At 62.3% G+C, this 21,818-nt stretch carries 21 protein-coding genes, 2 tRNA genes and 1 pseudogene; 17 read left to right on the forward strand and 7 right to left on the reverse strand.

Annotated elements, in window-relative coordinates:
* Positions 1 to 69 precede the first annotated feature (69 nt).
* Entirely contained in the window at positions 70 to 537 is a 468-nt protein-coding gene (locus AC04SI_RS13770) for a peroxiredoxin (protein ID WP_006204461.1), read from the forward strand.
* A 131-nt stretch (positions 538 to 668) separates the two neighbouring features.
* Here the strand turns inward: AC04SI_RS13770 and AC04SI_RS13775 are convergent, their stop codons facing one another.
* Positions 669 to 1,034, reverse strand: a complete 366-nt coding sequence (locus tag AC04SI_RS13775; protein ID WP_488474322.1) for a glycosyl hydrolase 108 family protein — start codon at positions 1,032 to 1,034, stop codon at positions 669 to 671.
* 136 nt (positions 1,035 to 1,170) lie between these two features.
* Between AC04SI_RS13775 and AC04SI_RS13780 the strand changes: the two genes are divergently transcribed.
* Both AC04SI_RS13780 and AC04SI_RS13785 read left to right on the forward strand, forming a co-directional pair.
* Positions 1,171 to 2,313: a putative sugar O-methyltransferase gene (locus AC04SI_RS13780; protein WP_404283992.1), complete on the forward strand. Its 1,143-nt coding sequence runs from the start codon at positions 1,171 to 1,173 to the stop codon at positions 2,311 to 2,313.
* A gap of 296 nt (positions 2,314 to 2,609) precedes the next feature.
* The gene (locus AC04SI_RS13785) at positions 2,610 to 3,902 is read left to right on the forward strand and encodes a M23 family metallopeptidase (protein WP_404283990.1); all 1,293 of its coding nucleotides are present in this window, start codon (positions 2,610 to 2,612) and stop codon (positions 3,900 to 3,902) included.
* Positions 3,903 to 3,920: 18 nt separating this feature from the next.
* Here AC04SI_RS13785 and AC04SI_RS13790 read toward each other — a convergent pair whose 3' ends face one another.
* Both AC04SI_RS13790 and AC04SI_RS13795 read right to left on the reverse strand, forming a co-directional pair.
* Positions 3,921 to 5,081 (reverse strand): M20 metallopeptidase family protein, encoded by a 1,161-nt coding sequence (locus AC04SI_RS13790; RefSeq protein WP_488474323.1) that lies wholly within the window; start codon positions 5,079 to 5,081, stop codon positions 3,921 to 3,923.
* 70 nt (positions 5,082 to 5,151) lie between these two features.
* Positions 5,152 to 6,330, reverse strand: coding sequence for a M24 family metallopeptidase (locus tag AC04SI_RS13795; RefSeq protein ID WP_404283986.1), 1,179 nt, complete (start codon positions 6,328 to 6,330; stop codon positions 5,152 to 5,154).
* 282 nt (positions 6,331 to 6,612) lie between these two features.
* Here AC04SI_RS13795 and AC04SI_RS13800 point away from each other — a divergent pair, with 282 nt between their 5' ends.
* The 10 genes and pseudogenes from AC04SI_RS13800 to mctP all read left to right on the forward strand — a co-directional run bounded on the left by AC04SI_RS13800 (position 6,613) and on the right by mctP (position 16,092).
* Positions 6,613 to 8,049, forward strand: coding sequence for an FAD-binding oxidoreductase (locus AC04SI_RS13800; protein WP_488474324.1), 1,437 nt, complete (start codon positions 6,613 to 6,615; stop codon positions 8,047 to 8,049).
* Positions 8,046 to 8,789: a FadR/GntR family transcriptional regulator gene (locus AC04SI_RS13805; RefSeq protein WP_006204455.1), complete on the forward strand. Its 744-nt coding sequence runs from the start codon at positions 8,046 to 8,048 to the stop codon at positions 8,787 to 8,789. The genes AC04SI_RS13800 and AC04SI_RS13805 overlap by 4 nt, the downstream gene beginning before the upstream one ends.
* Before the next feature lie 2 nt (positions 8,790 to 8,791).
* Complete coding sequence (locus tag AC04SI_RS13810) at positions 8,792 to 9,229, forward strand: VOC family protein (protein WP_404283982.1); 438 nt, start codon at positions 8,792 to 8,794, stop codon at positions 9,227 to 9,229.
* An 89-nt stretch (positions 9,230 to 9,318) separates the two neighbouring features.
* Positions 9,319 to 10,347: an ABC transporter substrate-binding protein gene (locus AC04SI_RS13815; protein WP_404284034.1), complete on the forward strand. Its 1,029-nt coding sequence runs from the start codon at positions 9,319 to 9,321 to the stop codon at positions 10,345 to 10,347.
* Positions 10,347 to 11,120 carry an ABC transporter ATP-binding protein gene (locus tag AC04SI_RS13820; protein WP_192178996.1) on the forward strand — a complete coding sequence of 258 codons (774 nt, stop codon included), beginning with the start codon at positions 10,347 to 10,349 and terminating at the stop codon, positions 11,118 to 11,120. Before AC04SI_RS13815 ends, AC04SI_RS13820 begins: the two co-directional genes overlap by 1 nt.
* The gene (locus AC04SI_RS13825; RefSeq protein ID WP_404283980.1) at positions 11,117 to 11,872 is read left to right on the forward strand and encodes an ABC transporter permease; all 756 of its coding nucleotides are present in this window, start codon (positions 11,117 to 11,119) and stop codon (positions 11,870 to 11,872) included. Before AC04SI_RS13820 ends, AC04SI_RS13825 begins: the two co-directional genes overlap by 4 nt.
* 244 nt (positions 11,873 to 12,116) lie before the next feature.
* Positions 12,117 to 13,493, forward strand: coding sequence for a two-component system sensor histidine kinase MctS (mctS, locus tag AC04SI_RS13830; RefSeq protein WP_488474325.1), 1,377 nt, complete (start codon positions 12,117 to 12,119; stop codon positions 13,491 to 13,493).
* Positions 13,490 to 14,133, forward strand: a pseudogene (gene mctR / locus AC04SI_RS13835) (two-component system response regulator MctR). The gene mctS and the pseudogene mctR overlap by 4 nt, the downstream one beginning before the upstream one ends.
* Positions 14,134 to 14,429: 296 nt before the next feature.
* The gene (locus tag AC04SI_RS13840) at positions 14,430 to 14,627 is read left to right on the forward strand and encodes a DUF3311 domain-containing protein (RefSeq protein ID WP_404277964.1); all 198 of its coding nucleotides are present in this window, start codon (positions 14,430 to 14,432) and stop codon (positions 14,625 to 14,627) included.
* On the forward strand, positions 14,617 to 16,092 hold the full coding sequence (mctP, locus tag AC04SI_RS13845) for a monocarboxylate uptake permease MctP (protein ID WP_404277938.1): 1,476 nt from the start codon (positions 14,617 to 14,619) through the stop codon (positions 16,090 to 16,092). Before AC04SI_RS13840 ends, mctP begins: the two co-directional genes overlap by 11 nt.
* A gap of 82 nt (positions 16,093 to 16,174) precedes the next feature.
* On the opposite strand, the gene uxuA is transcribed toward mctP, so the two are convergent.
* On the reverse strand, positions 16,175 to 17,359 hold the full coding sequence (gene uxuA, locus AC04SI_RS13850) for a mannonate dehydratase (protein ID WP_404277936.1): 1,185 nt from the start codon (positions 17,357 to 17,359) through the stop codon (positions 16,175 to 16,177).
* 97 nt (positions 17,360 to 17,456) lie between these two features.
* Here uxuA and AC04SI_RS13855 point away from each other — a divergent pair, with 97 nt between their 5' ends.
* Positions 17,457 to 18,242, forward strand: coding sequence for an SDR family NAD(P)-dependent oxidoreductase (locus tag AC04SI_RS13855; protein ID WP_404277934.1), 786 nt, complete (start codon positions 17,457 to 17,459; stop codon positions 18,240 to 18,242).
* Between the two features lie 25 nt (positions 18,243 to 18,267).
* On the opposite strand, the gene AC04SI_RS13860 is transcribed toward AC04SI_RS13855, so the two are convergent.
* Positions 18,268 to 18,343: transfer RNA gene (locus tag AC04SI_RS13860), tRNA-Val, on the reverse strand.
* Between the two features lie 218 nt (positions 18,344 to 18,561).
* Here AC04SI_RS13860 and AC04SI_RS13865 point away from each other — a divergent pair.
* Positions 18,562 to 18,638, forward strand: a tRNA-Asp gene (locus AC04SI_RS13865).
* Between the two features lie 39 nt (positions 18,639 to 18,677).
* On the opposite strand, the gene AC04SI_RS13870 is transcribed toward AC04SI_RS13865, so the two are convergent.
* The gene (locus AC04SI_RS13870) at positions 18,678 to 19,868 is read right to left on the reverse strand and encodes a hypothetical protein (protein ID WP_488474326.1); all 1,191 of its coding nucleotides are present in this window, start codon (positions 19,866 to 19,868) and stop codon (positions 18,678 to 18,680) included.
* A gap of 393 nt (positions 19,869 to 20,261) precedes the next feature.
* On the opposite strand from AC04SI_RS13870, the gene AC04SI_RS13875 reads away from it, so the two are divergent.
* Entirely contained in the window at positions 20,262 to 20,531 is a 270-nt protein-coding gene (locus AC04SI_RS13875) for a helix-turn-helix domain-containing protein (protein WP_488474327.1), read from the forward strand.
* 299 nt (positions 20,532 to 20,830) lie between these two features.
* Here AC04SI_RS13875 and AC04SI_RS13880 read toward each other — a convergent pair whose 3' ends face one another.
* Positions 20,831 to 21,061, reverse strand: a complete 231-nt coding sequence (locus tag AC04SI_RS13880; RefSeq protein ID WP_488474328.1) for a hypothetical protein — start codon at positions 21,059 to 21,061, stop codon at positions 20,831 to 20,833.
* Positions 21,062 to 21,624: 563 nt separating this feature from the next.
* On the opposite strand from AC04SI_RS13880, the gene AC04SI_RS13885 reads away from it, so the two are divergent.
* The gene (locus AC04SI_RS13885) at positions 21,625 to 21,804 is read left to right on the forward strand and encodes a hypothetical protein (protein WP_488474329.1); all 180 of its coding nucleotides are present in this window, start codon (positions 21,625 to 21,627) and stop codon (positions 21,802 to 21,804) included.
* The last annotated feature ends 14 nt before the right edge of the window (positions 21,805 to 21,818 follow it).

Consider the following 21,818-nt stretch of genomic DNA (forward strand, 5'->3'; position numbering starts at 1 on the left):
CGTGGACGAATCCCCGCTCGACACTATATCGATGCGGCTTGGCGCGTAACCGCAAACAAGGGCACCGATATGGCTGATCTCGACCTGGGCGACCATGCGCCGCAATTCGACCTTCCGCGCGACGGTGGCGGGTCGCTCAGCCTCGCCGCGTATTCCGGAAAGCCTGTTGTACTCTACTTCTACCCGCAGGACGACACCTCAAGCTGCACCACCGAGGCGATCAGCTTTTCGCAGCTGAAGCCGCAATTCGAGAAGGCCGGCGCGGTGGTGATCGGCCTGTCGCCGGACAGCATCAAGAAGCACGACAAGTTCAAGCAGAAATACGATCTGACCGTCGACCTCGTCGCCGACGAGGAGCGCAAGGTGATCGAGGCCTACAATCTGTGGGTCGAAAAGACGATGTACGGCCGCAACTATATGGGCGTCGAGCGCGCGACGTTCCTGATCGGCAAGGACGGACGCATCGCCAGGATCTGGCGGAAGGTCCGGGTCAAGGGCCACGCCGAAGAGGTGCTCGAGGCGGTGCGCGCGCTTTGACGCGCGGAGCCGTTGGCCGGTCCTGGCGTGCGGTGCTGTCGACGCTTCTGGCGCCGGCTGTGCGGGCGTGGCAGGCGGCATAAGGAAGCCATGAGCAAGGCCTGCGCCCACACCGAAACGACGCGCTCCGTCTAGCCCCTGCCGAAGGTCGGCCAGGTCGGCAGGCGCTTCAGCGAGGCCAGGCGGTTGTCGCAGAACTTGTCGATCCCGCTCACCGGTAGCATCTTGCCCACGGCGGCAAGCGTGGCGGAACCGATGCGTCCGCCCTGGCCGACGCCGGCGACGGCGTCCCAATAGATCCGCCGGTAGACGGTGGCGATCTGGGCATCGCTGATCTCGGGCAGATCCGCCTTGCTGGCGTCCGCCTTCACGTAGCGGCGGAAGTTGGCGAGCGTGACGCCCTTCATCGTGGCGCCGCCCGGGTCGACCGGATTGTCCAACCATTCGCCCTTGGATTTCAGCACCAGCGCCAGCGCGCGGGAAAAGTTGCGGTCCATGGATTGCGCCTCCTGCAATCGTAAGAGATACGGCCGCGGCGCGGGTGTGGAGTTATCGCTGTGCAGTGGCGCAGCGGGCAACTATTCAGGGTTGAGATTTTCGGTTAAGGGTCAGTTGGACTTTAGGGGGTACAGCATGACGGAACAACCGCGAACGCTTTGGCAACGCTTCATGCTTGACCATTTCTGCACCCAGCCTCGGCTGGACAGTAGCGGAGATCCAGAACAACTTAAGCCAGAGGCCGAACCTCCCGTAGAGACTGCTCCCTACCGTACCACTTTCAGCGGCGAGACCACGCCCGATGATGCCGACTTGGTAAGGCGGATAGCCCGCTCCTTCCGTGCGGCGTGCGCCATGCACACCGATCCTGCCGGCTCATTTTGGAAGTCGATTGTCGAACAGAAGAAGGGCGACGTCTCAGCTGCGCTGATGAATGACGACATTGATCTGGCCACCAAGCTCTTGCGCGATCCATCCAGCACCACGTTCCACTATGGTTTCGACAATCTCATGAGCGACTTCAGCGACGCGCTTAAGAATGGTGGGGATGCCGTTCACAAGCAGCAGGGCGCCATTTTTCACATTAGGCTTGTTTATCTCGCCGAAGTCATCGGCGCGATAAGACTCGCAAACCCGGAAAGTGGGCCACGGGCCGCTCTTGACACCGACATACTGATCGACGGTATCGAAGACATCATGGGTGGGGAGTTGTCGTTTCCCAATCCATTCCCGAACGAATTCGGCATCGTATCGAAGCGCGGCGTCGCCTCATACAGGACCATCAACTCCCTCTACCAGGCCATTTTGCTTAAGCGATATGCCGCCGGGATGCCTTCCCCCTCCGTACTCGACATCGGCGGTGGTCTCGGCCGCACCGCATACTACGCCCAAAGGTTCGGCTTTGAGAACTACACCCTCATCGACCTTCCGACGACAGGTGTTGCCCAAGCCTATTTTCTGGGCCGCACTCTTGGCGACGATCAGATCTCGCTGCATGGCGAAGAGCGGGCAGCCGTAAACATGCGCATCCCAGAATGGCTGCCGGAAGCCCCGCCGGTCGACATCGTCATCAACGTGGATTCGTTCACTGAAATGTCGAGGGGCAGTGCCGAGCAATACATTCAATGGGCGAAGGAGAACGCCAAACTTCTGATCTCCATCAACCACGAAGCCAACCCATTCACCGCCCGCGAGCTGATGCTTGCCGCCGGGCTGTCGCCATCCCGAGAACGTTACTGGCTTCGGGATGGCTATGTCGTTGAGGTGGCTGAACTCTAGACGTTCACCGACCGGCACTTTTCGTACCATCCCAGGTCACGGTCAGGGTGTCCAGCGCCGAGGTTATGACGTTGCCGGCAAGCTTCATGTTGCTGCCTTTGGTGACGGTCAGGATGCCGTCGAAGAAGCACGTGGAAAAGGTTGCCAGTCGGCGCGACGGCCGCCGCGCTGGCGCGCCTCATCTTAAAACGGCTACAACCCGTGAATTGCAAGGCGTTGCGCCAAATCAACCGACCGTTAACCTTAATGATGTGTAATCAGGCTTGTCGTTGATGTCGTAACGAAAGCTTGGTCCCGTGAACCTAACCGGTCAGTCAGCGGTCTTCGGCAGGCGCAAAGAGCCCCACACAGTCATCATCGCCCGGGGCAACGAGATACGGCATTTCACCATCCGCCCCTGGCTTGCCGCCTTCATCGGCTCGGCGCTGTCGGCGATCGCCATCGGTTACCTCTTGGCGACCTCCTATCTGGTGCTGCGCGACGATCTCATCGGCGCCACCACGGCGCGCCAGGCACGCATGCAGCAGGCCTATGAGGACCGCATCTCGGCGCTTCGCGCCCAGGTCGACCGCATCACCAGCCGCCAGCTTCTCGACCAGCAACTCATGGAAACCAAGGTCAGCGAACTTCTCGAGCGGCAGAGCCAGCTCAGCCAGCGCCATGGCCGCCTCGGCCCGATCCTCGAACGTGCAGAAAGCGAAGTCGGCACCGCGCCCGCTGCAGCCGATGCCGCCGCCAAGCCCGACGAACATGCCGACGTGACCGGCAGTATCGCCCAGCCGGCGGCCTATTCCGTGGCCAGCCTTACCACCAATCCGGGCGCAGGCGACACCAGGCCGTTCTCGCTGTGGTCGACCCGCTCCGACCCGCTGCCCAGCGATTCGGCCGCCGACCGCGCCGACAGGCTGTTCGTGTCGATCAACCAGTCGCTCAAGGCCATCGAAACCGAACAACTTACCCGCGTCGCCACGCTTGCCGACAACGCCTACAAGAGTGCCGATGCCATAACCCAGGCACTGCAGGCTGCCGGGCTGCCGGTCGACAGCGACTTCGGCAAGAGCGACGCCGGCGGTCCGCTGATCCCGGTCGACGGCTCGATGATCTTCGACAGCAAGGTAAAGGAACTCGACGAGGCGCTGGACGCGCTCGACCATCTGAAGAAGGAAGCGCGGAAGCTGCCGCTCGCCAATCCCGCTCCGGGTCATTCAGTCACCAGCCCGTTCGGCGTGCGCACCGACCCGATCCTTGGCACCGCCGCACTGCATTCGGGGATGGATTTCAGGGCCCCGATCGGCATGGCGGCCAAGGTCACCGCGCCCGGTGTCGTCGTCAAGGCCGGCTGGAACGGCGGCTATGGCCGCATGGTCGAGGTCGATCACGGCAACGGCTTTGCCACGCGTTACGGGCATCTCAGCGAAATCGACGTCATCGTCGGCCAGAAGCTCGCCGCCGGCGACGTCATCGGCAAGACCGGCAGCAGCGGCCGCTCGACCGGCCCGCATCTGCACTATGAGGTTCGCCACAATGGCGAGGCGGTCGACCCGCTGCGTTTTCTCACCGTCGGCAAGAAGGTCGAGCAGTACCTCTAGGCCACCCTGTCCCGCGATTCACTGTGCGTCGAGACTTTCCGGCTGCGTCGACAGAAACATCGTCGCTGCCGAAGCCAGAGTGGTCGCACCGATTTTCAGGACGGCCTCGTCGACACGAAACCTGGCATGGTGGAGCGGAAAGACCGATCCGATCTCTTCATTTCGGATTCCAAGCCGGAAATAAACCGATGGCCGTTTCTCGCTGTAGTAGCCAAAATCGTCGGCGATGGTCCATCCGGGCGTGTTGAGAACATTGTCGGCCCCGATGCAAGCCTTGGCGCTGGCGACAACCAGCTCAGTCATCTCGACATCGTTGACGACCCCCGGCTCGCCCTTGTGGATGTCGAGCTGGACACTCGCTCCATGGCTCGCCGCTATCCCCTCGAGTATGGCCCGAACGCGGTGCCAGGCCCGCTCGCGGGTGGCGTCACTTCCGCTGCGGATGGTGCCCTTCAATGTGACCTTGCCGGCGATCACATTGTAGGCGCTACCGCCGTTGATGGTGGTAACGGATATGACCAACGGGTCGTAGGGGTCGATCTCGCGCGAGACGATCTTCTGCAGTTCCGTGACCATCGAACACGCCACGGCTATCGCATCGACCCCTTCGTACGGTTTTGCGGCGTGGGCGGCGGAGCCCGTGACGAGAACATCGAACGTATCGCAAGCCAAGGTGTATGGACCGGAACTGACGGCGATCTTGCCGGACTGCGTGTACGGATCGACATGAACGCAGATGGCGGCGTCGACATCGTCGAGAAGCCCCTCTTCGACCACTCGTCTCCCGCCCGACGGTTCGTCTTCCTCGGCCGGCTGGAAGATGAGGCGCACGGTGCCGCCAAAATCGTGCCTCGACTGATGAAGATGCGCGGCAACCGCAAAGCCCATCGATGCATGGGCGTCGTGACCGCACGCGTGCATCACGCCTGGATTTATCGACGCATAGTCGACACCGGATTCCTCCTCGATGGGCAAGGCATCGATGTCGGCGCGAATGACCAGCTTGCGATTTGAAGGCTTGCCGGTGCCGACAATATCGACGGCCAGACCGAAGCCCGCGACGTCGCGAATGTCGGCAATTCCCTGAGCAGCCAGCATCTGCCGCAGGTAACGCTGCGTGTTCACTTCCTGGTTCGAAAGCTCCGGATTGCGATGCAGATGCCGGCGGATCTCGATCATCCGATCGAGGATCCCGGCATCGATGTCGACTGGGACGGGAGCCGCGGCACCGCCCACCGCCGTCGGATCGTCAGGGTTTGACATGGATGTCTCGCGGGAACTTGGTCAGGGTCTCGTTGCCGGTTCCGGTCACCAGGATGGTCTCGCTGATCTCGATGCCCCAACCGTCCATCCACATGCCAAGAATGGAATGCACGACGTTGCCGGGCTCAAGCACCGTCTTGTCGCCTGGCCTGAGGCTGATCGTGTGCTCGCCCCAATCCGGCGGGTACGCGACGCCGATGGAATAGCCGATACGCGACTCCTTCTTCAGCCCGTAGCGTTGAATGACCTTGCGCCACGCAACTTCGACCGCCTCGGCGGTCGTTCCTGGCCTGGCCGCTTCGAGCACCGCATCCATGCCTTCGATCACCGCTTTTGCGGTGTCCGCGACACGCGTCGGCGTCTTGCCGAGTTGCATCGTCCTGGCAAGCCCGGCGGCATAGCGGCGGCAGACGCCGGCGAGTTCCAGGGCAATCGTCTCATTCTCCCCGAACCGCCTGTCGCTCCACATGATGTGCGGAGCGGAGGCATTCTCGCCACCGAGAATTGTCGGAGGCAGAGCGGTGATATCGCCCGCGAAGTCCGGGCTGCCGGCGATCTGTGCCGCCTGGATGGAGGCAATCGCATCACATTCGCGAACGCCCGGTGCAATAATTTCGAAGGCCCGCGCGACCGCCGCTTCGGCCAAGGTTGATGCCTTGCGCAAATAATCGATCTCGGGCGCCGATTTGACCGCGCGTATCCAGTTCACCAGAAGATCAGCGTCATGCAGTCTGGCATTGGGCAGGCCGGCAACAAGCCGGGCATGTGCCTTCGGCGAGAAATAATAGGCTTCGAGCTCAATGCCGATGTGGCGGTTGCCCCAGCCCTTGGCGACGATCCAGCTCGCGATCCAGTCCATGGGATGCCGATCGGCGCGTTGAACATGGTCCTCCGGGAAGCCAACCACGTTTTCCGGCTTCATCCATGCTGTCAGCAGCCCGCCTGCCGCATCCATGGCCCGCCCGATCCAGACCGGCTCGACCTCTTCGATTGGAACGAGCACCATTTGCGGCGTGTAGAATGACCAGCCATCATAGCCGGTGATGTAATGCTGGTTGGCAACATCGTTCACGATCAGAAGTTCGATGCCGCGCCTTGCCATCTCGGTGCGGATCTTTCGAAGCCGCTGCTGGTATTCGTCACGCGTAAACGGCAATTCGATCATCTTGTCCCCATGCCTTGCTGGATCAACGGTCGCGGGCGAGCCGCCGCTCACCATTGAAATGCTTTCGACCTGGCGGCAATCGGCCAAGGCGGCGCATGAGCAGGTCCTAAACCCGATACGTCCAACACGACCTTCCCTTTGCCGGCGGCACGGGCAGCTCCCAACGTTCTTCAACCCGGACAGAGGACCGATTGCCCACCTTTCCCGGAAGAGCTGTTGACTCGATCTGAGTTGTAGGATGATATGTATCACCCTATCTCCAGACATCGTTGTCGCCCTTACATGACCGTTCATCGCCTTTCGCCAAAAATCCTCAGCGCCATGGAAGGCGCTGTCGGGCAAGGCGGCATCGCCATCGATGCCGCCGACATGGCGAAATACCTTGGCGACTGGTCGGGCGATTACCATGGCGGCGCGCTTGCGGTGCTGAAGCCGGCTTCGGTCGCCGAGGTTCAGGCGGTGGTGCGGCTGTGCGCAGCGCTTGGGCTGGGCATCATCCCGCAAGGCGGCAACACTGGCCTGGTGGCGGGCGCGATCGACATCGAGACCCGCGGATCGGTGATCGTCAGCCTGGAACGGCTGAACGCCATCCGCCTCATAGATGCCGACAATTTCGTCCTGCAGGCCGATGCCGGCTGCATATTGCAGACCATCAAGGATGCCAGCGAGGCGTATGACTGCCTGTTTCCGCTGGCGCTCGGGGCCCAGGGCAGCTGCCAGATCGGCGGCAATGCGGCCAGCAATGCCGGCGGCATCAATGTGCTGCGTTACGGCATGGCGCGCGATCTCATCCTCGGCCTCGAAGTCGTGCTGCCGGACGGCGAATTGTGGAGCAGCTTTTCCGGCCTGCGCAAGGACAATCGCGGCTACGATTTGAAGCAGCTTTTCATCGGCAGCGAAGGAACGCTCGGCATCATCACCGGCGTCGAGCTGAAACTGTTTCCAAAACCCGTTCGGGTCGAAACCGCCTATCTCGGCCTTGCCTCGTTCGAAGCAGCCATCGCGCTGTTCCGGCAGGCGCGCCGGGCCTCGGCCGATCTGATGTCGGCCTTCGAGATCATTGGCTCGGAGTGCATCGAGCTCGCGCGCCTAATCGACGCCGATATCGCCTCGCCGGTCGAGGCTCCCGTCCATGTGCTGATCGAACTGTCCGCAAGTGCCGCGGTCGATCTGCGCGCGCTGCTGGTCGACTTCCTGGCCGGCGCCATGGGGAGCGGTCTCATCACCGAAGCCGTGCTCGCCGAAAGCGGCGCGCAGGCCAGGTCCTTCTGGGCAATCCGCGAAGGGCTGGTCGAGGGCCAGGCAAAGCGCGGCTATCATGTGCGCACCGACCTTGCGGTCAGGATATCGGACGTCCCTGCCCTGGTTGATCAGGCCCGCCGGTTCGTTGCGCTCGACCATCCCGGCTGGTTGCCGCAGGCCTACGGCCATGCCGGCGACGGCAACATCCATTTCAACGTGCTACCGCCAGCCGGCCTTGCCGAAAGCGAGGCGCGCGCCAGGGGCGCCGACATCACTGCCGGGCTCTACCGGATCGCCGGCGCGCTCGGCGGTTCGATCAGCGCCGAGCATGGCATCGGCCGCACCCGCCACCACGCTTTCTGGGCCGGCCTGGCGCCCACCCATCGCCGGCTCATCACCGCGCTGAAGGATGCGCTCGACCCGCAAGGGCTGATGAACCCCGGTTGCCTTCTGCCTTTGACGGAGACCTCTTCATGAAGCAAAGACTGGCCGCCATCGGCACGGTGGAAGCGCTGCCTCACCGTGTCGCCGCCTTCCTCAGCCGCGAGATAGACTCCGGTGAGCTCAATCCGGGCACGCGGCTGCCGACGGAGCAGCAGCTATCGGAGAAATTCGGCGTCAGCCGCAACGTGGTGCGTGAAGCGATCGCACAGCTTCGCGCCGACGGCATGATCGAGGCGCGGCAAGGCGTCGGCGCCTTCGTACTGGCGCCGGAGCAGCGCGCCTCGATCCGCATCGACGGCGAGGCGTTGAAAGACACCGAGAATATGGAGCGGCTGTTCGAGCTGCGCTGCATCCTCGAGGCCGAGTCGGCAGCCCTTGCCGCCGAGCGGCGGGGACAGGAGCACCTCGACGCGATCAAGGCGGCGCTCGACCGCATGAGCGGCGAGGAGCGCTGGGAGGAAGGCAGCATCGACGCCGATCTGCTGTTCCATCGCGAGATCGCACGGGCCACCGGCAACAGCTACATCCACACCTTCATTTCCTTCGTTTGCGAGCAGATCCGCCGCTCGATCCACTACGCCCGCCTCACCAATCCGCTGCACGACCTGGTGGACGTCAATGTCGGCGAGCATGTGCGCATTTACGAGGCGCTGGTCGCCGGCGATCCCAAGGCCGCCGAGGCGGCAATGCGCGCCCATATCATCGGCGCCGCCGAGCGTGTCGGCGTCAAGCTGCCCGCGGCGCGCGCCAAGCACACCGGCAAGGGGAAATGACGATGCCGCTCGGAGGTGCATACGCGATTTCGGATGTCTGCCTGCTCGTCGAGGATATCGAGCGGACGGTCGACTTCTATGTCGAGAAACTCGGCTTTCGGCTGCGCCGCCGCGCCGAAGGCTTTGCCGATTTCCATGGCGAGGGCGTGACGCTGGCGGCGTGGGAGATCTACCATATCAGCCGCCATACCGGCGTGTCGAAGCTCAAGTCGCCGCGCCAGGCGCACAAGGTCTGCGTGGCGGTGAAGCTCGATGCGCCCGCCGATGTCGACCGCCTGCATGGCGAGCTGAGCGCCAAGGGCGTGCCCTTCTACGGACCGCCCGAAGACTATGTCTGGAACGCGCGCTGCGCCTACTTCACCGATCCCGACGACACGCTTTGGGAATTATACGCCTGGCTCGACGGCGGCCCCGGCGACTACCACGACGAACAGCCGTAGACGACGCCGCGCCGTGGGAGCGGCGCCTGAAGAAGAAACAAGAAGTCTTGCAACAGGAGCGACAAATGAGTGGGAACAGACAATACGACATGAACCGCCGCAGCTTCGTGAAAGCCGGTTTCGCCGGCCTTGCCGCCGCCTCGGCCGGCATGCAGTTGGTGCTGACGCCGGGCGCCAGGGCGGCCGGCAAGGTCGTCATCCAATATGACTGGCTGATGTCGAATGGACAGATCGGCGACATCGCAGCCGTTGCCAACGGCTATTTCAAGGACGCCGGTCTGGAGGTGGAATTCAGCCCCGGCGGGCCGAATGCCGCCACCGTGCCGCCGGTCATCTCGGGTGCCGCCCAACTCGGCCAGTTCTCGGAAACGCCGCAGCTCTATGCGGCGCGGGCCAGCGGCGTGCCGGTGAAGATCATCGCCTGCGGCTTCCGCACCGGCCCCTATGCCTTCACCTCGAAGCCGGCCAAGCCGATCCGCGGCGTCGCCGACCTCAAGGGCAAGAAGATCGGCATCCAGCCGACGGCGCGCTTCGTCATCGACGAGATCCTGGCCAAGAACGGCATCGACCCGTCCGAAGTCACCATCGTCAATGTCGGCTTCGACAAGGCGCCGCTGGTGCGCGGCGATGTCGACGCCATCGGCGGCTGGATCACCAACACCCAGGCGTTGAGCGTCGTCGGCGACGACCGCATCGACCTTCTGGTGCGCGATCTCGGGCTGAGCTCCTATGCCGATGTCTACTTCGCCACCGACGCCGCGATCGAACAGGATCCGGACACGCTGGCCAAGTTCATCGGCGCCGTCGCCAAGGGCTGGGGCTGGGTGCATGCCAATCCGCAGGAAGCGGTGAAGAAAATGGTCGCCGCCTATCCGGAAATGGACCTCGGCTGGGAAGAAAAGACCGTCAATCTGGTGCTGAAGCTTTCCTTCGACGGGCAGACCGCCAAGGACGGCTGGGGAACGTTCGACCCGGCTTCGATCGAGGAGCAATTGGCGCTGCTGGACAAGGTCGGCCAATACCCGAACGGCCGGCCTGCGGCAGCGGACGTTTACACCACCAAGATCCTGGAACTCTCGGCCGCCGACCGGCCCAAGCTCGACGCGCCCGCCGCCTGATGGCGAACGCGATCGAGGCAAGCAGGCTGGATGTCGGCTATGGCGGCCGGCAGACGGCGGTGAAAGTGCTCTCCGGCCTCGACCTCACGGTCGCGGCCGGCTCCTTCCTGTCGATCCTCGGGCCGTCGGGCTGCGGCAAGTCGACCTTGCTCCGGGTGGTCGCCGACCTGCTTGATCCGCTCGGCGGCACGATCAGCGTGCTTGGCGACACGCCGCACGCGGTGCGCTCGCGCCGCGATGTCGGTTTTGTCTTCCAGGATTCGACCCTGCTGCCCTGGCGCACGGTTCGCGACAATGTCCGCCTGCCGCTTGGTGTCGGGCAAGGCAGCCTGACGCGTACGATCGAGGATCGCAGCGACGAATTGCTGGAGCTGATGGGGCTTGCCGGGTTCGGCGAGCGCCTGCCACACCAATTGTCGGGCGGCCAGCGGCAGCGCGTGGCGATCGCCCGCGCGCTGCTTGGACAACCGAAGTTGCTTTTGATGGACGAGCCGTTCGGCGCGCTGGACGAAATCACCCGCGACCGCCTCAACGACGAATTGCTGGCGCTGTGGCGGCGCACCGGCACGACCATCCTCTTCGTCACCCACTCGATCGCTGAAGCCGCCTATCTCGGTGAGCGCGTCATCGTGCTTGCCGCCAATCCCGGACGCCTAGTCAAGGACCTGGACATGCGGCCGTTCAAGCAGGACGGCAACCGCTGCTCACGCGAGGATCCCGCTGTTATCGCCGCCATGGCCGAATTGCGCGGCGCGCTGGAGCGGGCCTCATGAGACAGGCACCCCTGCCGCCGGCTCTGGCGATTGCGCTCCCCGTCCTGGGTGCAGCCTCGATCCTGCTCTCCTGGCAGTTCCTGCTGCCCTGGCTCGGCGTGCCGGCCTATATCGTGCCCACGCCGACGGCGATATTCGGAGTTTTCCGGAAGAGCCTTGCGCTGTTTATGAGCAATCTCTGGCCGACGCTGGTCGAGGCGCTGGCCGGCTTCGTCATCGGCAACCTCGCCGGCGTGCTGCTGGCGGTGGTCTTCGTGCACAGCCGCGTGCTGCAGGCCGCCTATTTTCCGATCGTGCTTTTCTTCAACACGATCCCGATCCTGGCGCTGTCGCCGATCATCATCCTGATCTTCGGGCTTGGCATGACGCCGAAGATCGTCATCGCCGCCGTGATCTGCTTCTTCCCGACCCTGGTCAACATGATCCGCGGGCTGGATTCGGCCAGCGACAACGAGCACGAACTGTTCCGGGTGCTGTCGGCGACGCGCCGGGAGGTGTTCTGGAGCCTGCGCCTGCCGCGAGCCCTGCCGATGCTGTTCTCCTCGCTGCGGATCGCATCGGCCACCGCCGTCATCGGCGCCATCGTCGGCGAATGGATCGGCTCGGACAAGGGGCTCGGCGCGCTCATCATCCAGGCGAGCTTCAACTACCAGTCGGACCGGCTCTATGCGGCGATCGTGCTGTCGTCATCGCTGTCGATCGCGCTGTTTGCAATCGTCGTGCTCGTTGAGCGTCGGGTTATAAAATATTGAACGGGCGACGCGGGTTATCCCAGACTTGCCGAGTTCGAGAAATCAGGATGTCGGCATACGCGCCTATCCGCTGAACAGGCAGCAGGCCAGACAACCGCTCTCGGCTCGACCCTCTGTCTTTGCAACCGGCCAATGTTCGTCCAGACTTGACCCATGCCGGCATTGCCCCTTATTGGCCGGGCCTTTATCAGCGGATCGTTGTTCACGCCTAAGCGACGACGCGGTGCATGGGAAGGATCTCCAATTGACGCTGCGGAACCAGATCATCGCGCTTGCGATCGTCCCACTCATGATCGCGATCCTGGCGATCACCACGTTCATAACCTGGCAGTCGGCAAACCTTGCCAAGAACAATATCGACACGTTCGAGCAGAACATGCTGAAAGCCAAGGAAGCGGAAATCCTCAATCTGACCAATCTCGCTCTATCGGCCATCGAAACAAGCTATCGCGATGCCGGTCCCGACGATGCTGCCGCCAAGGAGAAAGTGGCTGCGATCCTGACCTCGCTCGACTATGGCAAGGACGGCTATTTCTTCGTCTACGACTATGACGGCAACAACATCGTTCACCCGCGCCAAAGCTTCCGGCACGGGCGAAACTGGCTTGGCCTGACCGATCCGGACGGCGACAAGGTCATTGCCGAACTGATCGCGACGGCGAAGGCCGGCGGCGGCCTGCATCACTACAAATGGCAGAAGCCGTCGACAGGCCTGATCGCGGATAAATTGTCGTTCGTGGTCGGCCTCGACAAATGGAAATGGGTGGTGGGAACCGGCGTCTATCTCGACGATGTCTTTGCCCAAACCGCCGCCGCGAACGCCAGCATGCGGGCGAACATAAAGAAGACCTTCGTGATCGTGGCGCTGGTCGCCGTTCCGGCGGTGCTCGTGGTCTTCACGACATGCATGCTTCTGACATTCCACGAACGCCGCATTGCCGATGGCAGGCTCAAGCAGTTGACCCAGCGAGTGATCGACACCCAGGAAGAGGAGCGCTCGCGGCTGGCTCGCGAACTGCATGACGGCATTTCGCAGAACCTCGTCGGCGTGCGCTACGCCATGGATCTCGCCGGGAGGCAGGTCAGGAACCATGTCGATGACGCGGCGCTCACCATCGAGCGCGGCGTGGAAGCACTCAACGGCGCGATCAAGGAAATCAGGCGGTTGTCCCACGATCTCCGCCCCCGTGTCCTCGACGATCTCGGCTTGACCGCGGCCCTCGAGGCGCTCTGCTACAATTTCGCGGAGCGGACGGGCATAGAGACCGAAATCGAGGCATCAGGCTTTACGGACTGCTTGCAGCCGGCAGCCAGCACGGCTCTCTACCGCGTCGCACAGGAGGCGTTCAACAATGTCGAGCGGCATTCCGGCGCCACCCAGCTTGCGGTCAAGCTCTGGAGCGAGGGCGGCCGTGCGCGCATGACGATCTCCGACAACGGCACCGGCTTTGACGGCAGCGCCTCCAGCAAGACAGGCCTCGGGCTGCGCAACATGCAGGAGCGCATGGCGCATTTCCGCGGCCTGCTGCTGCTCGACAGCCTGCCGACCGGCACGACGCTGACGGCGATGCTGCCGAAATCGGCCAATATGCCGGCCAGCGAACGGGCCGTTGCTGCATGAGCGACCGCCGTGTGATCAAGGTGCTGCTGATCGACAACCACCCGCTGGTCCTGGATGGCCTGAAAGCCGTGCTCGAGACGTTCGACCATATCGAGGTCGTCGGTACGGCAGGCCTCGCGCATGCCGGCCTGGAAATAGGCCGGCAGACCCGGCCACAGGTCGTGCTGATGGATATCAACATGCCGAAGCTGAGCGGCATAGACGCGATCGAACTGTTCAGAAGGGAACTTGCCGACGCCCGGATCGTGATGCTCTCGATGCATGAGAGCCGCGAATATATCTCTTCGTCCGTCATGCGCGGCGCATCCGGCTACTCCTCAAGGATGTATTGACGGACGAGATCGTCGCCGCCATCGAGACCGTCGCAGGCGGCGGGACATATTTCTCGTCCGGCGTCGCCGACGTGCTGATGGAGCGCGGGGGGCAGGACCAGGTGGATCCGCTCACGCCGCGCGAGCGCGACATTCTCGGCCTGATCGTTGCGGGTCAGAGCAACCGGGAGATCGCCGAAGCGCTCGGGATCACGTCCGCCACGGCCGAGACGCATCGCAAGAACCTCAAGAAGAAGCTCGGCATCGCCACGACGGCGGGACTGATCCGCTACGCCCTCGGTCACGGAATCGTGGCAAAACCCGGCTGATTCCCGGTCTACCCACTTCTGGGTAGACCCTTGGATTTCAGCGCCGCCACCATCTTGTGAGGGCAAAAACGCTGCCATAGGGGTTCATCACGGCTGGCCACGAAAGGGCGAGCCGTCGGGAGGAATTCACTATGTCCATGCCATGCCGGAACAGCCGGCGATGGGTCGCGAACCTGTCGCAGCGGCGCAAGGAGAGCCGCCGCGCGATGTCTCCACGGCCGGTGACAGTGCCTGCCTTCCGTACCGGCAACTGCAACATGGCGGCCCATATCATGGCGCCTGGAAGGTATCTCGACATGGAAAAACCTCGCAGCAAGGCGGCCCTCTGGCTGCTCGTCATTCCCTATTTAGGCCTGCTCTGGCCGCCCTTCTACAATGTCCGCGAGCCGGCCATGTTCGGCTTCCCCTTCTTCTACTGGTACCAGCTTGCCTGGGTGCCGATCACCGCGACGCTGACCTGGATCGCCTATCGGAGCACGCGCCATGACGACTGACATCAACCCCGCGGCGCTCGCCGTCTTCATCTTCTTCTTCGTGCTCGTTACGATCCTGGGGTTTGTCGCCGCCCGCTGGCGCAAGCCCGAAACGCTTGCCCATATCGATGAATGGGGGCTTGGCGGGCGCAGTTTCGGTACCTGGATCACCTGGTTCCTGGTCGGCGGCGACTTCTACACCGCCTATACCGTGATCGCCGTCCCGGCGCTGGTTTATACTGTCGGAGCGTATGGCTTCTTCGCACTGCCCTACACCATCGTCGTCTATCCCTTCGTCTTCATGGTCATGCCGGTTCTTTGGAAGCGCGCCAGGGATTTCGGCTATGTCACGGCCGGCGACGTCGTCCATGGCCAATACGGATCGCGCGGTCTCGAACTCGCCGTGGCGGTAACCGGCGTCATCGCGACGATGCCTTATATCGCCCTTCAGCTCGTCGGCATGACGGCGGTGCTTAAGGCGCTCGGTCTGCATGGCGAACTGCCGCTTGCCATCGCCTTCATCGTGCTGGCGCTCTACACCTATTCGGCGGGATTGCGTGCGCCGGCCCTGATCGCCTTCGTCAAGGACATCATGATCTATATCGTGGTGATCGCCGCCGTCGCGCTTATCCCCTCGAAGCTCGGTGGCTATGCCAATGTCTTCGCCTCGGCCGACGCGGCCTTCCAGGCCAAGGGCTCCGGCAGCCTGCTTCTCGCCGGCAACCAGTATGTCGCCTATGCGACGCTCGCCTTCGGGTCGGCGCTCGCAGCCTTCATGTATCCGCATACGCTGACGGGGATTTTTGCCTCGAACAGCGGCAACACGATCCGCAAGAATGCGATCCTGCTGCCGGCCTATACGCTGCTGCTCGGTCTGCTGGCGCTGCTCGGCTACATGGGGCACGCCGCCAACCTCAAGCTCGACAGTGCGACCGACGTCGTTCCAGCCCTGTTCAAGACGCTGTTTTCGGGCTGGTTCTCAGGCTTCGCTTTCGCTGCGATCGCGATCGGCGCCCTTGTGCCGGCGGCGGTGATGAGCATTGGCGCCGCCAATCTCTTTACCCGCAATTTCTGGAAAGCCTATGTCAATCCTCAAGTGAGCGATGCCGGTGAAGCCAAGGTCGCGAAGATGACCTCGCTGGTGGTGAAGGTGGGCGCCCTGCTGGTGATCATTTTCCTGCCGACGCAGTTCGCGCTCGATCTGCAATTGCTCGGCGGCATCTGGATCCTGCAGACGCTGCCGGCCCTGGTCTTCGGGCTCTACACCAACTGGTTCCGGGCTCCGGCCCTGCTTGCGGGCTGGTTCGTCGGCTTCTTCGGCGGTACCTGGCTTGTCTGGGATGCCGGCTGGAAACCACTGCACCTGATCAGTCTCGGAGGAGAACCCTTCACGGTCTATACGGGGCTGCTTGCACTTGCCGCAAACATCGCCGTGGCAGTGGCGGTCAATGCCGTTGCCCCGGCACGAACAGCGGTGCGAGCATAGAGCGAAAAAAGCGAAGGATCGCGCAAGCGATCCTTCGCAGGATACGCGTTGCTAAACTGTCGCCTGCAAACGCTCGATTGTCTCAAGCCAACCCAAACCGCTCCACCGCCCGCATGATGCCGCGCAGTTCAGCCAACCCCTTGAGGCGGCCGATCAGCGAATAGCCTGGGTTGATCCTGGTCTTGCCGATGTCGTCGGCAAGCAGATGGCCATGGTCAGGACGCATGGGGATGCGCCAGTCGCTCCTGCCTTCCTTGCGCCGGCGGACCTCTTCCTTCATCAGTGCCAGGATCACCGCCGCCATGTCGGTGGAGCCTTCCAGATGTTCGGCCTCGAAGAACGAGCCGTCGTCCTCGCGCGTGACGTTGCGCAGGTGAACGAAGTGGATCCGCGACGCGAACTCCTCGATCATCGCGACAAGGTCGTTGTCGGCGCGCACGCCGTAGGAGCCGGTGCAGAATGTCAGGCCGTTCGCCGGGCTGTCGACCGTCCCCAGGATGAAGCGTGCGTCGTCGGCGGTGGAGACGACCCGCGGCAGCCCAAACAGCGAGAAAGGCGGATCGTCGGGATGGATGCACATGCGCGCGCCGACCTCCTCGGCCACAGGGATGATCTCCTTCAGGAACCAGGCAAGATTGGCGCGCAGTTCGACCGGGCCGATTGCATCGTAGTCGGCAAGCGCCTCGCGCATCGTATCGCGGTTGTACTTGCGTTCGGTGGCCGGCAGTCCGGCAATGAGGTTGCGCTCGATCGTGTCGATTTGCTCGTCGCTCAAGGCCTTCAGCCGCGCTTCCGCCTCGGTGATGCGCGCCGGGCTGTAGCTGGCCTCGGCATTGCGCCGCTTCAGCACGAACAGGTCATAGGCGGCAAAGTCGATCGCGTCGAAGCGCAAGGCGTAGCCGGTGGTCGGCAACCGATACATGAGATCGGTGCGGGTCCAGTCGACCACAGGCATGAAATTGTAGCAGATGGTCGAAATGCCGGCCTTGGCCAAAGCGCGAATGGTGTCCTTGTAGAAGCTGGCGTAGCGCTGCCTCTCCGCCGATCCGATCTTGATCGAGTTGTGGACCGGGATGCTCTCCACCACCGACCAGGTCAGCCCCGCGGCCTCGATGATGCGCTTGCGTTCAAGGATATCGATCAGAGGCCAGGCACGGCCATCGTAGATATTGTGGAGGGCCGACACGATGCCCGTCGCCGCTGCCTGCCTGACATGATCGAGCGTGACCGGATCGTCCGGCCCGTACCAGCGCCAACATTGTTCCATAAAGGTCCCTTCCGAAGCGAAGCCAAAACCGTATTGTTGGACCATAGTCGGAGTCGAGACTTCGGCAATCCCAACGACGCATGACGGAGTTTGAGCCATGAACGATTTTGGCGGCAAGGTTGCCCTGGTGACGGGAACGACCGGGATCGGCCTGGCAAGCGCCAGACGCCTGGCGGCGGGTGGTGCCGCAATCATCGCCTGCGGCATCGACAGCAACGCAAATGCGGCGATGCAGGCCGAACTCGACCACTCGGGCGCCAAAGCGCTGGTGGTGACGACGGACGTTTCCGTGCCGGATCAGGTTGCCCGGGCGGTCGCCGCCGGCGTCGCGCGGTTCGGCGGGCTGGACGTCATCGTCAACTCCGCCGCCGTGCACCCTTATGGCACGGCAACGAGCACGGATTTCGAAACCTGGAGCCGGGCGATGACCGTCAATGTCGGCTCGATCTATTTGACCGCGCATTTCGGCATTCCTGAAATGGTCAAGCGGGGCGGCGGCGCCATCGTCAACGTCGCTTCGGTGCAGGGCCACGCCTGCCAGCAGAACGTCGCCGCCTATGCGACGACGAAGGGAGCGATCCATACGCTGACGCGCTCGCTGGCGCTCGACTACGCCCGCCAGGGGATCCGGGTGAATTCGGTGAGCCCCGGATCGATCCGCACGCCGATCCTGGAAAAGGCCGCGCGCGGCGACAACGGGACCGACGCCGATGTCGAGGCCGCCTACAAACGCTTCGGCGAAGCACACCCGCTTGGCCGCATCGGCGAACCGGAAGAAGTGGCGGAGCTGATCGCGTTTCTATGCTCGTCCATGGCAGGCTTCTGCACAGGCGCCGACTACAAAATCGACGGCGGCCTGACCGCCGGCATCGGGGTCAAGTGAAGAGGGATAAGATCAACCTGAAAAATGGTGGGCGATGACGGGCTCGAACCGCCGACATCTTCGGTGTAAACGAAGCGCTCTACCAACTGAGCTAATCGCCCGCTCCGGCGCGGACCTTTAAGCGGTCAGGACAGGCTTCGCAAGGCAAAATGAACGGGCAACGTCCTGTTCGGATACCGGTTTCGCCAACAAAGCGAGGCTTGTCAAAAAACCTTCTCCTGTTTGCTGTTATGCTGTCCCACTCCGCTTGACACCCGGTGGCGAACCCCTTATCCAGCGGCCCAACGACGAACACGGCTGACCCGTGCTCGTCTTGTGCGCGGGTGTAGCTCAGTCGGTTAGAGTGCCGGCCTGTCACGCCGGAGGTCGCGGGTTCGAGCCCCGTCACTCGCGCCATTCTTTTCAAGGGCTTAGTGCCCTTCCCTCCGATTGGTTTCAACTTTTCACTCCGCCGAGTTTCAACTTTTTGTATTCGTTGCGTTCCTGGCCGAGCAATTGGCGGCCTCTGCGGCGGTGTTCGTCTGCCGAACGAACCGCGGCAAGATTGACAGGCATGTAGGTCCGCTGCAGGGCTTTGTTCTCATCGATCGAGTTGCCCATCTTGGCCGAGATTGCCTCGACTGAAGCGCCACCGGCATTTGCTTCGACGGCGCCAGAACGTCGCATGTCCATCAGACGACGCTTTTCCCCCTCACCGAAAACAAGAAGGCGAAGGTCGGCGAAATCATCAACCAAGGCATCTTTTGTGTACGGGACACCGGCGCGGGGACGTCCGCCCTTGGTGCCGGGGGTGTAGCCTCGAGAGCGGAAGATTGGGGCGTCGTCCATTAGCGTAACGCCCAGCGATTCGACGTACGCCAAAACAAGCCGCTGCGTACGCGCCGAAAGCGTGCCGAACGCTGCTTCACCACTCTTCGTGCGTTCAATGAGAAAGCCCCATTCTTGCGCAGTCTGCACAGCCTGTCCTGACGTGAGCGTACGAACGTCCACGGGCGAAAAGCTGGTATCCCAGGCCACAGCGATGATGCAGGCAAGACCGCGATAACCAGCACGCCAGGCGCCCTTTGCCAGGCGCACCACCTCGCCCTCTGCCCACGTCTGAGTTCGGCCGCGAACAGCCGTCTTGCGGATTGCGAGCGACGGATCCTGATTGGCCTGGCACAGTTTCATCGCCGCCATGACATTGTAGAGAGCGCGCCATGTCTTCATGGCCCGTCCGCCCTCGCCAACGCCCTTGACCTTGCACCACTTGGAATACCAACTGTCGAGCATTTCGAAGGTGATCACCGACGGACTCAGGTCGCCAAAAATCGGTTCGATGTATTGCCAGCCGCGGTCCCAATCTTCACGGGTCCGCGCTGGCTTCCTGGCCCATTCGTTCGTCTGCCGGAGCCGTTCGAAAGCGTAACCAACTGAGTTGCGCGGGTAGACCTTGCGCTGCGATGCCTCCTGCCCCTTACGGGCACGCTGCCACCGCTGTTCCCATTCCTGAGCTACCGCCCACGCCTGCGCCCCGTCCGGCCCGCAACGCACATTGTCGAAGCCGTGCGCTCGCATCTTGGGGGTGACGAGCCAATAGCCCCTCCCCTTGCGCACGTGGTAGTGCTTGAGCTTGATCTCAGCCAATGGCGGTTAGCCTTTCCGCAACAATACGCTCCGGATCGCTAGGTGATGATCCCACCGCACCAACGCCCGACATCCTATCTAGCCACGCGTCGATGGCGACCAAATCGAAGTGCTCGACAACCGGGCAAGGGAGCGGAAACCCACGCCCATGCAAGGCGGCGCGCTTGGTTTCGAATTCGGCTAGCGTCAAATGAAGACGCCGAGCCGCCTTTGCTGCCGGAACTAGACGGGGTTCAACCATAAAGCGGATTGATGCACCCTGTGGGAGATTGTCGTTTGCTGCCAGTCTGGACATGTGTCTCCCCCATCTGGACATCACACGAATGGCATGATATCCGACATATTGACTGATTTCACCTGAAAAGTCAAGCAAAATGTTGGATAATAGACGAAGTGACTGATTTTGGTTTGTTGGCCGCGCAGGTGCGCGCCGCCAGAGCGCTTCTCGGATGGTCGCAGGGTTATCTTGCCGAGGGGGCGAAGGTGAGCCGATCCACTATCGCCGACTTGGAAGCGAACAAGCGCGAGCCACATGAGGCGTCACTTTTCGTTATCATGCAGGAGCTTGCCAACGCAGGAATCAACTTCACCGAGACGGGCGTGGAGTATCGCCAGTTTCCGCCACAGAAATATGTACCGACCGGAATTCGCGTTAGGGAATAGTGTGCGGATGAAAAACCCCGCCGAAGCGGGATTTTCTTGTGTCGCCTTGTTTCCAACACCTTGCGGGGCCATATACCCGCCAGCAGTCGCCGCTGGCGAGGAACGTTCCTTCAGATGTTCGGTGAGGTTCCACCCAAGGCGCACGCTGCAATTTGAGCCGATCGACGGCGCGATGACCACGAATGTACTGGCATCACGCAATTAGTCTCGGCAACGAAGGGAAGCGGGCTGACGCCCGCTTTTTTGTTGTCTGGAAGCCGCCGAAGCGGGTTTTTGTCGTTGCGGTGGTTTTCAGGCGGTCAGCCGAACCGGCTTGCAAAACTCCGATCGATGTATTGATCGTAAACGACGAACCTCTCTTTTGGCTTCTGCTTGATCCACTCGAGCGCCGCCCAATTGCTCGGGGCGCTCCACCACTCGGCCTGCTTTCCACACTCGTCTATGCGAGCGATCACTGTACACATGAGTACCATGCGGTTTGACGCTGACACCTCAGGCAGTGGTTCGGCGACAATAGCAAGAGCGTTCATTTCCATCACTCCAGGTTTTGGCCTCCACAGGCCATGCTGTTTGCCGATGCCGCCGGCAGCCGGGGGGTGGAGACGACCTGGAGTCGCCGGCAAGCCTTTAGACTTCGGCCCTGGACATAGCTTGCCACCCCGGCCAAATGTCTCGGCGTTCTGCCGTTCTATTATGTGCAGGAAACCCCTTCCCCGACAGACAGAATTCCACAGAGTCGAGCGGATAGCAAATGTTATTTTTTACGAATACTGAGCCGATTTCCAGACTGTACAATCAGTACTGGGCGTTTACACATTTTTGTAGAGAAAAGACGGCGTTTACACAAGTTTGCTAGGCGCTAGCGCCTACTTGTTGATGGCTGCGCGGCCAACATGACGCTGCGTCAAGTCTCTGCTATCGCTTGAGGCGCGGGCGGACTTTTTCCGCCCGGCCGGCGCCTTTCAGGCAACCTCCAGTGAGCGGCGCCGGCTATTTTCCTGCGCTGAAGTCGTCAAGCGCGCCCTTGCGGGCGAAGACTTGTGCACACGCGTCAGTTGCGCGATGCTGACGACAGGGAAATGGGAGGGGTAGCATGGGCGTTCTAATTATTCTCGTCAGCTTGCTGGAATTACTATTGGGCGTGACGACGCTCGCGGCATCAAAATCCGCGATCCATGAAATCTTGGCGGTAGCAGCTTTCGGCTTTGGATCGGTCACCTTTGCGCTGGGTGTGATCGTTCTCCAACTTCGGGAAATGCGTCGGCTCGGCTAAAATGGAGGCATGCT

The organism is Mesorhizobium sp. CNPSo 4689 (genome assembly GCF_057784325.1).

Excerpts from the sequence above, each read along its gene's own strand:
- AC04SI_RS13770 (WP_006204461.1), top strand. The coding sequence starts at position 70 with ATGGCTGATCTCGACCTGGGCGACCATGCGCCGCAATTCGACCTTCCG.
- AC04SI_RS13775 (WP_488474322.1), bottom strand. The coding sequence starts at position 1,034 with ATGGACCGCAACTTTTCCCGCGCGCTGGCGCTGGTGCTGAAATCCAAG.
- AC04SI_RS13780 (WP_404283992.1), top strand. The coding sequence starts at position 1,171 with ATGACGGAACAACCGCGAACGCTTTGGCAACGCTTCATGCTTGACCAT.
- AC04SI_RS13790 (WP_488474323.1), bottom strand. The coding sequence starts at position 5,081 with ATGATCGAGATCCGCCGGCATCTGCATCGCAATCCGGAGCTTTCGAAC.
- AC04SI_RS13795 (WP_404283986.1), bottom strand. The coding sequence starts at position 6,330 with ATGATCGAATTGCCGTTTACGCGTGACGAATACCAGCAGCGGCTTCGA.
- AC04SI_RS13800 (WP_488474324.1), top strand. The coding sequence starts at position 6,613 with ATGACCGTTCATCGCCTTTCGCCAAAAATCCTCAGCGCCATGGAAGGC.
- AC04SI_RS13805 (WP_006204455.1), top strand. The coding sequence starts at position 8,046 with ATGAAGCAAAGACTGGCCGCCATCGGCACGGTGGAAGCGCTGCCTCAC.
- AC04SI_RS13810 (WP_404283982.1), top strand. The coding sequence starts at position 8,792 with ATGCCGCTCGGAGGTGCATACGCGATTTCGGATGTCTGCCTGCTCGTC.
- AC04SI_RS13815 (WP_404284034.1), top strand. The coding sequence starts at position 9,319 with ATGAACCGCCGCAGCTTCGTGAAAGCCGGTTTCGCCGGCCTTGCCGCC.
- AC04SI_RS13820 (WP_192178996.1), top strand. The coding sequence starts at position 10,347 with ATGGCGAACGCGATCGAGGCAAGCAGGCTGGATGTCGGCTATGGCGGC.
- AC04SI_RS13825 (WP_404283980.1), top strand. The coding sequence starts at position 11,117 with ATGAGACAGGCACCCCTGCCGCCGGCTCTGGCGATTGCGCTCCCCGTC.
- AC04SI_RS13840 (WP_404277964.1), top strand. The coding sequence starts at position 14,430 with ATGGAAAAACCTCGCAGCAAGGCGGCCCTCTGGCTGCTCGTCATTCCC.
- mctP (WP_404277938.1), top strand. The coding sequence starts at position 14,617 with ATGACGACTGACATCAACCCCGCGGCGCTCGCCGTCTTCATCTTCTTC.
- uxuA (WP_404277936.1), bottom strand. The coding sequence starts at position 17,359 with ATGGAACAATGTTGGCGCTGGTACGGGCCGGACGATCCGGTCACGCTC.
- AC04SI_RS13855 (WP_404277934.1), top strand. The coding sequence starts at position 17,457 with ATGAACGATTTTGGCGGCAAGGTTGCCCTGGTGACGGGAACGACCGGG.
- AC04SI_RS13880 (WP_488474328.1), bottom strand. The coding sequence starts at position 21,061 with ATGAACGCTCTTGCTATTGTCGCCGAACCACTGCCTGAGGTGTCAGCG.
- AC04SI_RS13885 (WP_488474329.1), top strand. The coding sequence starts at position 21,625 with ATGGGCGTTCTAATTATTCTCGTCAGCTTGCTGGAATTACTATTGGGC.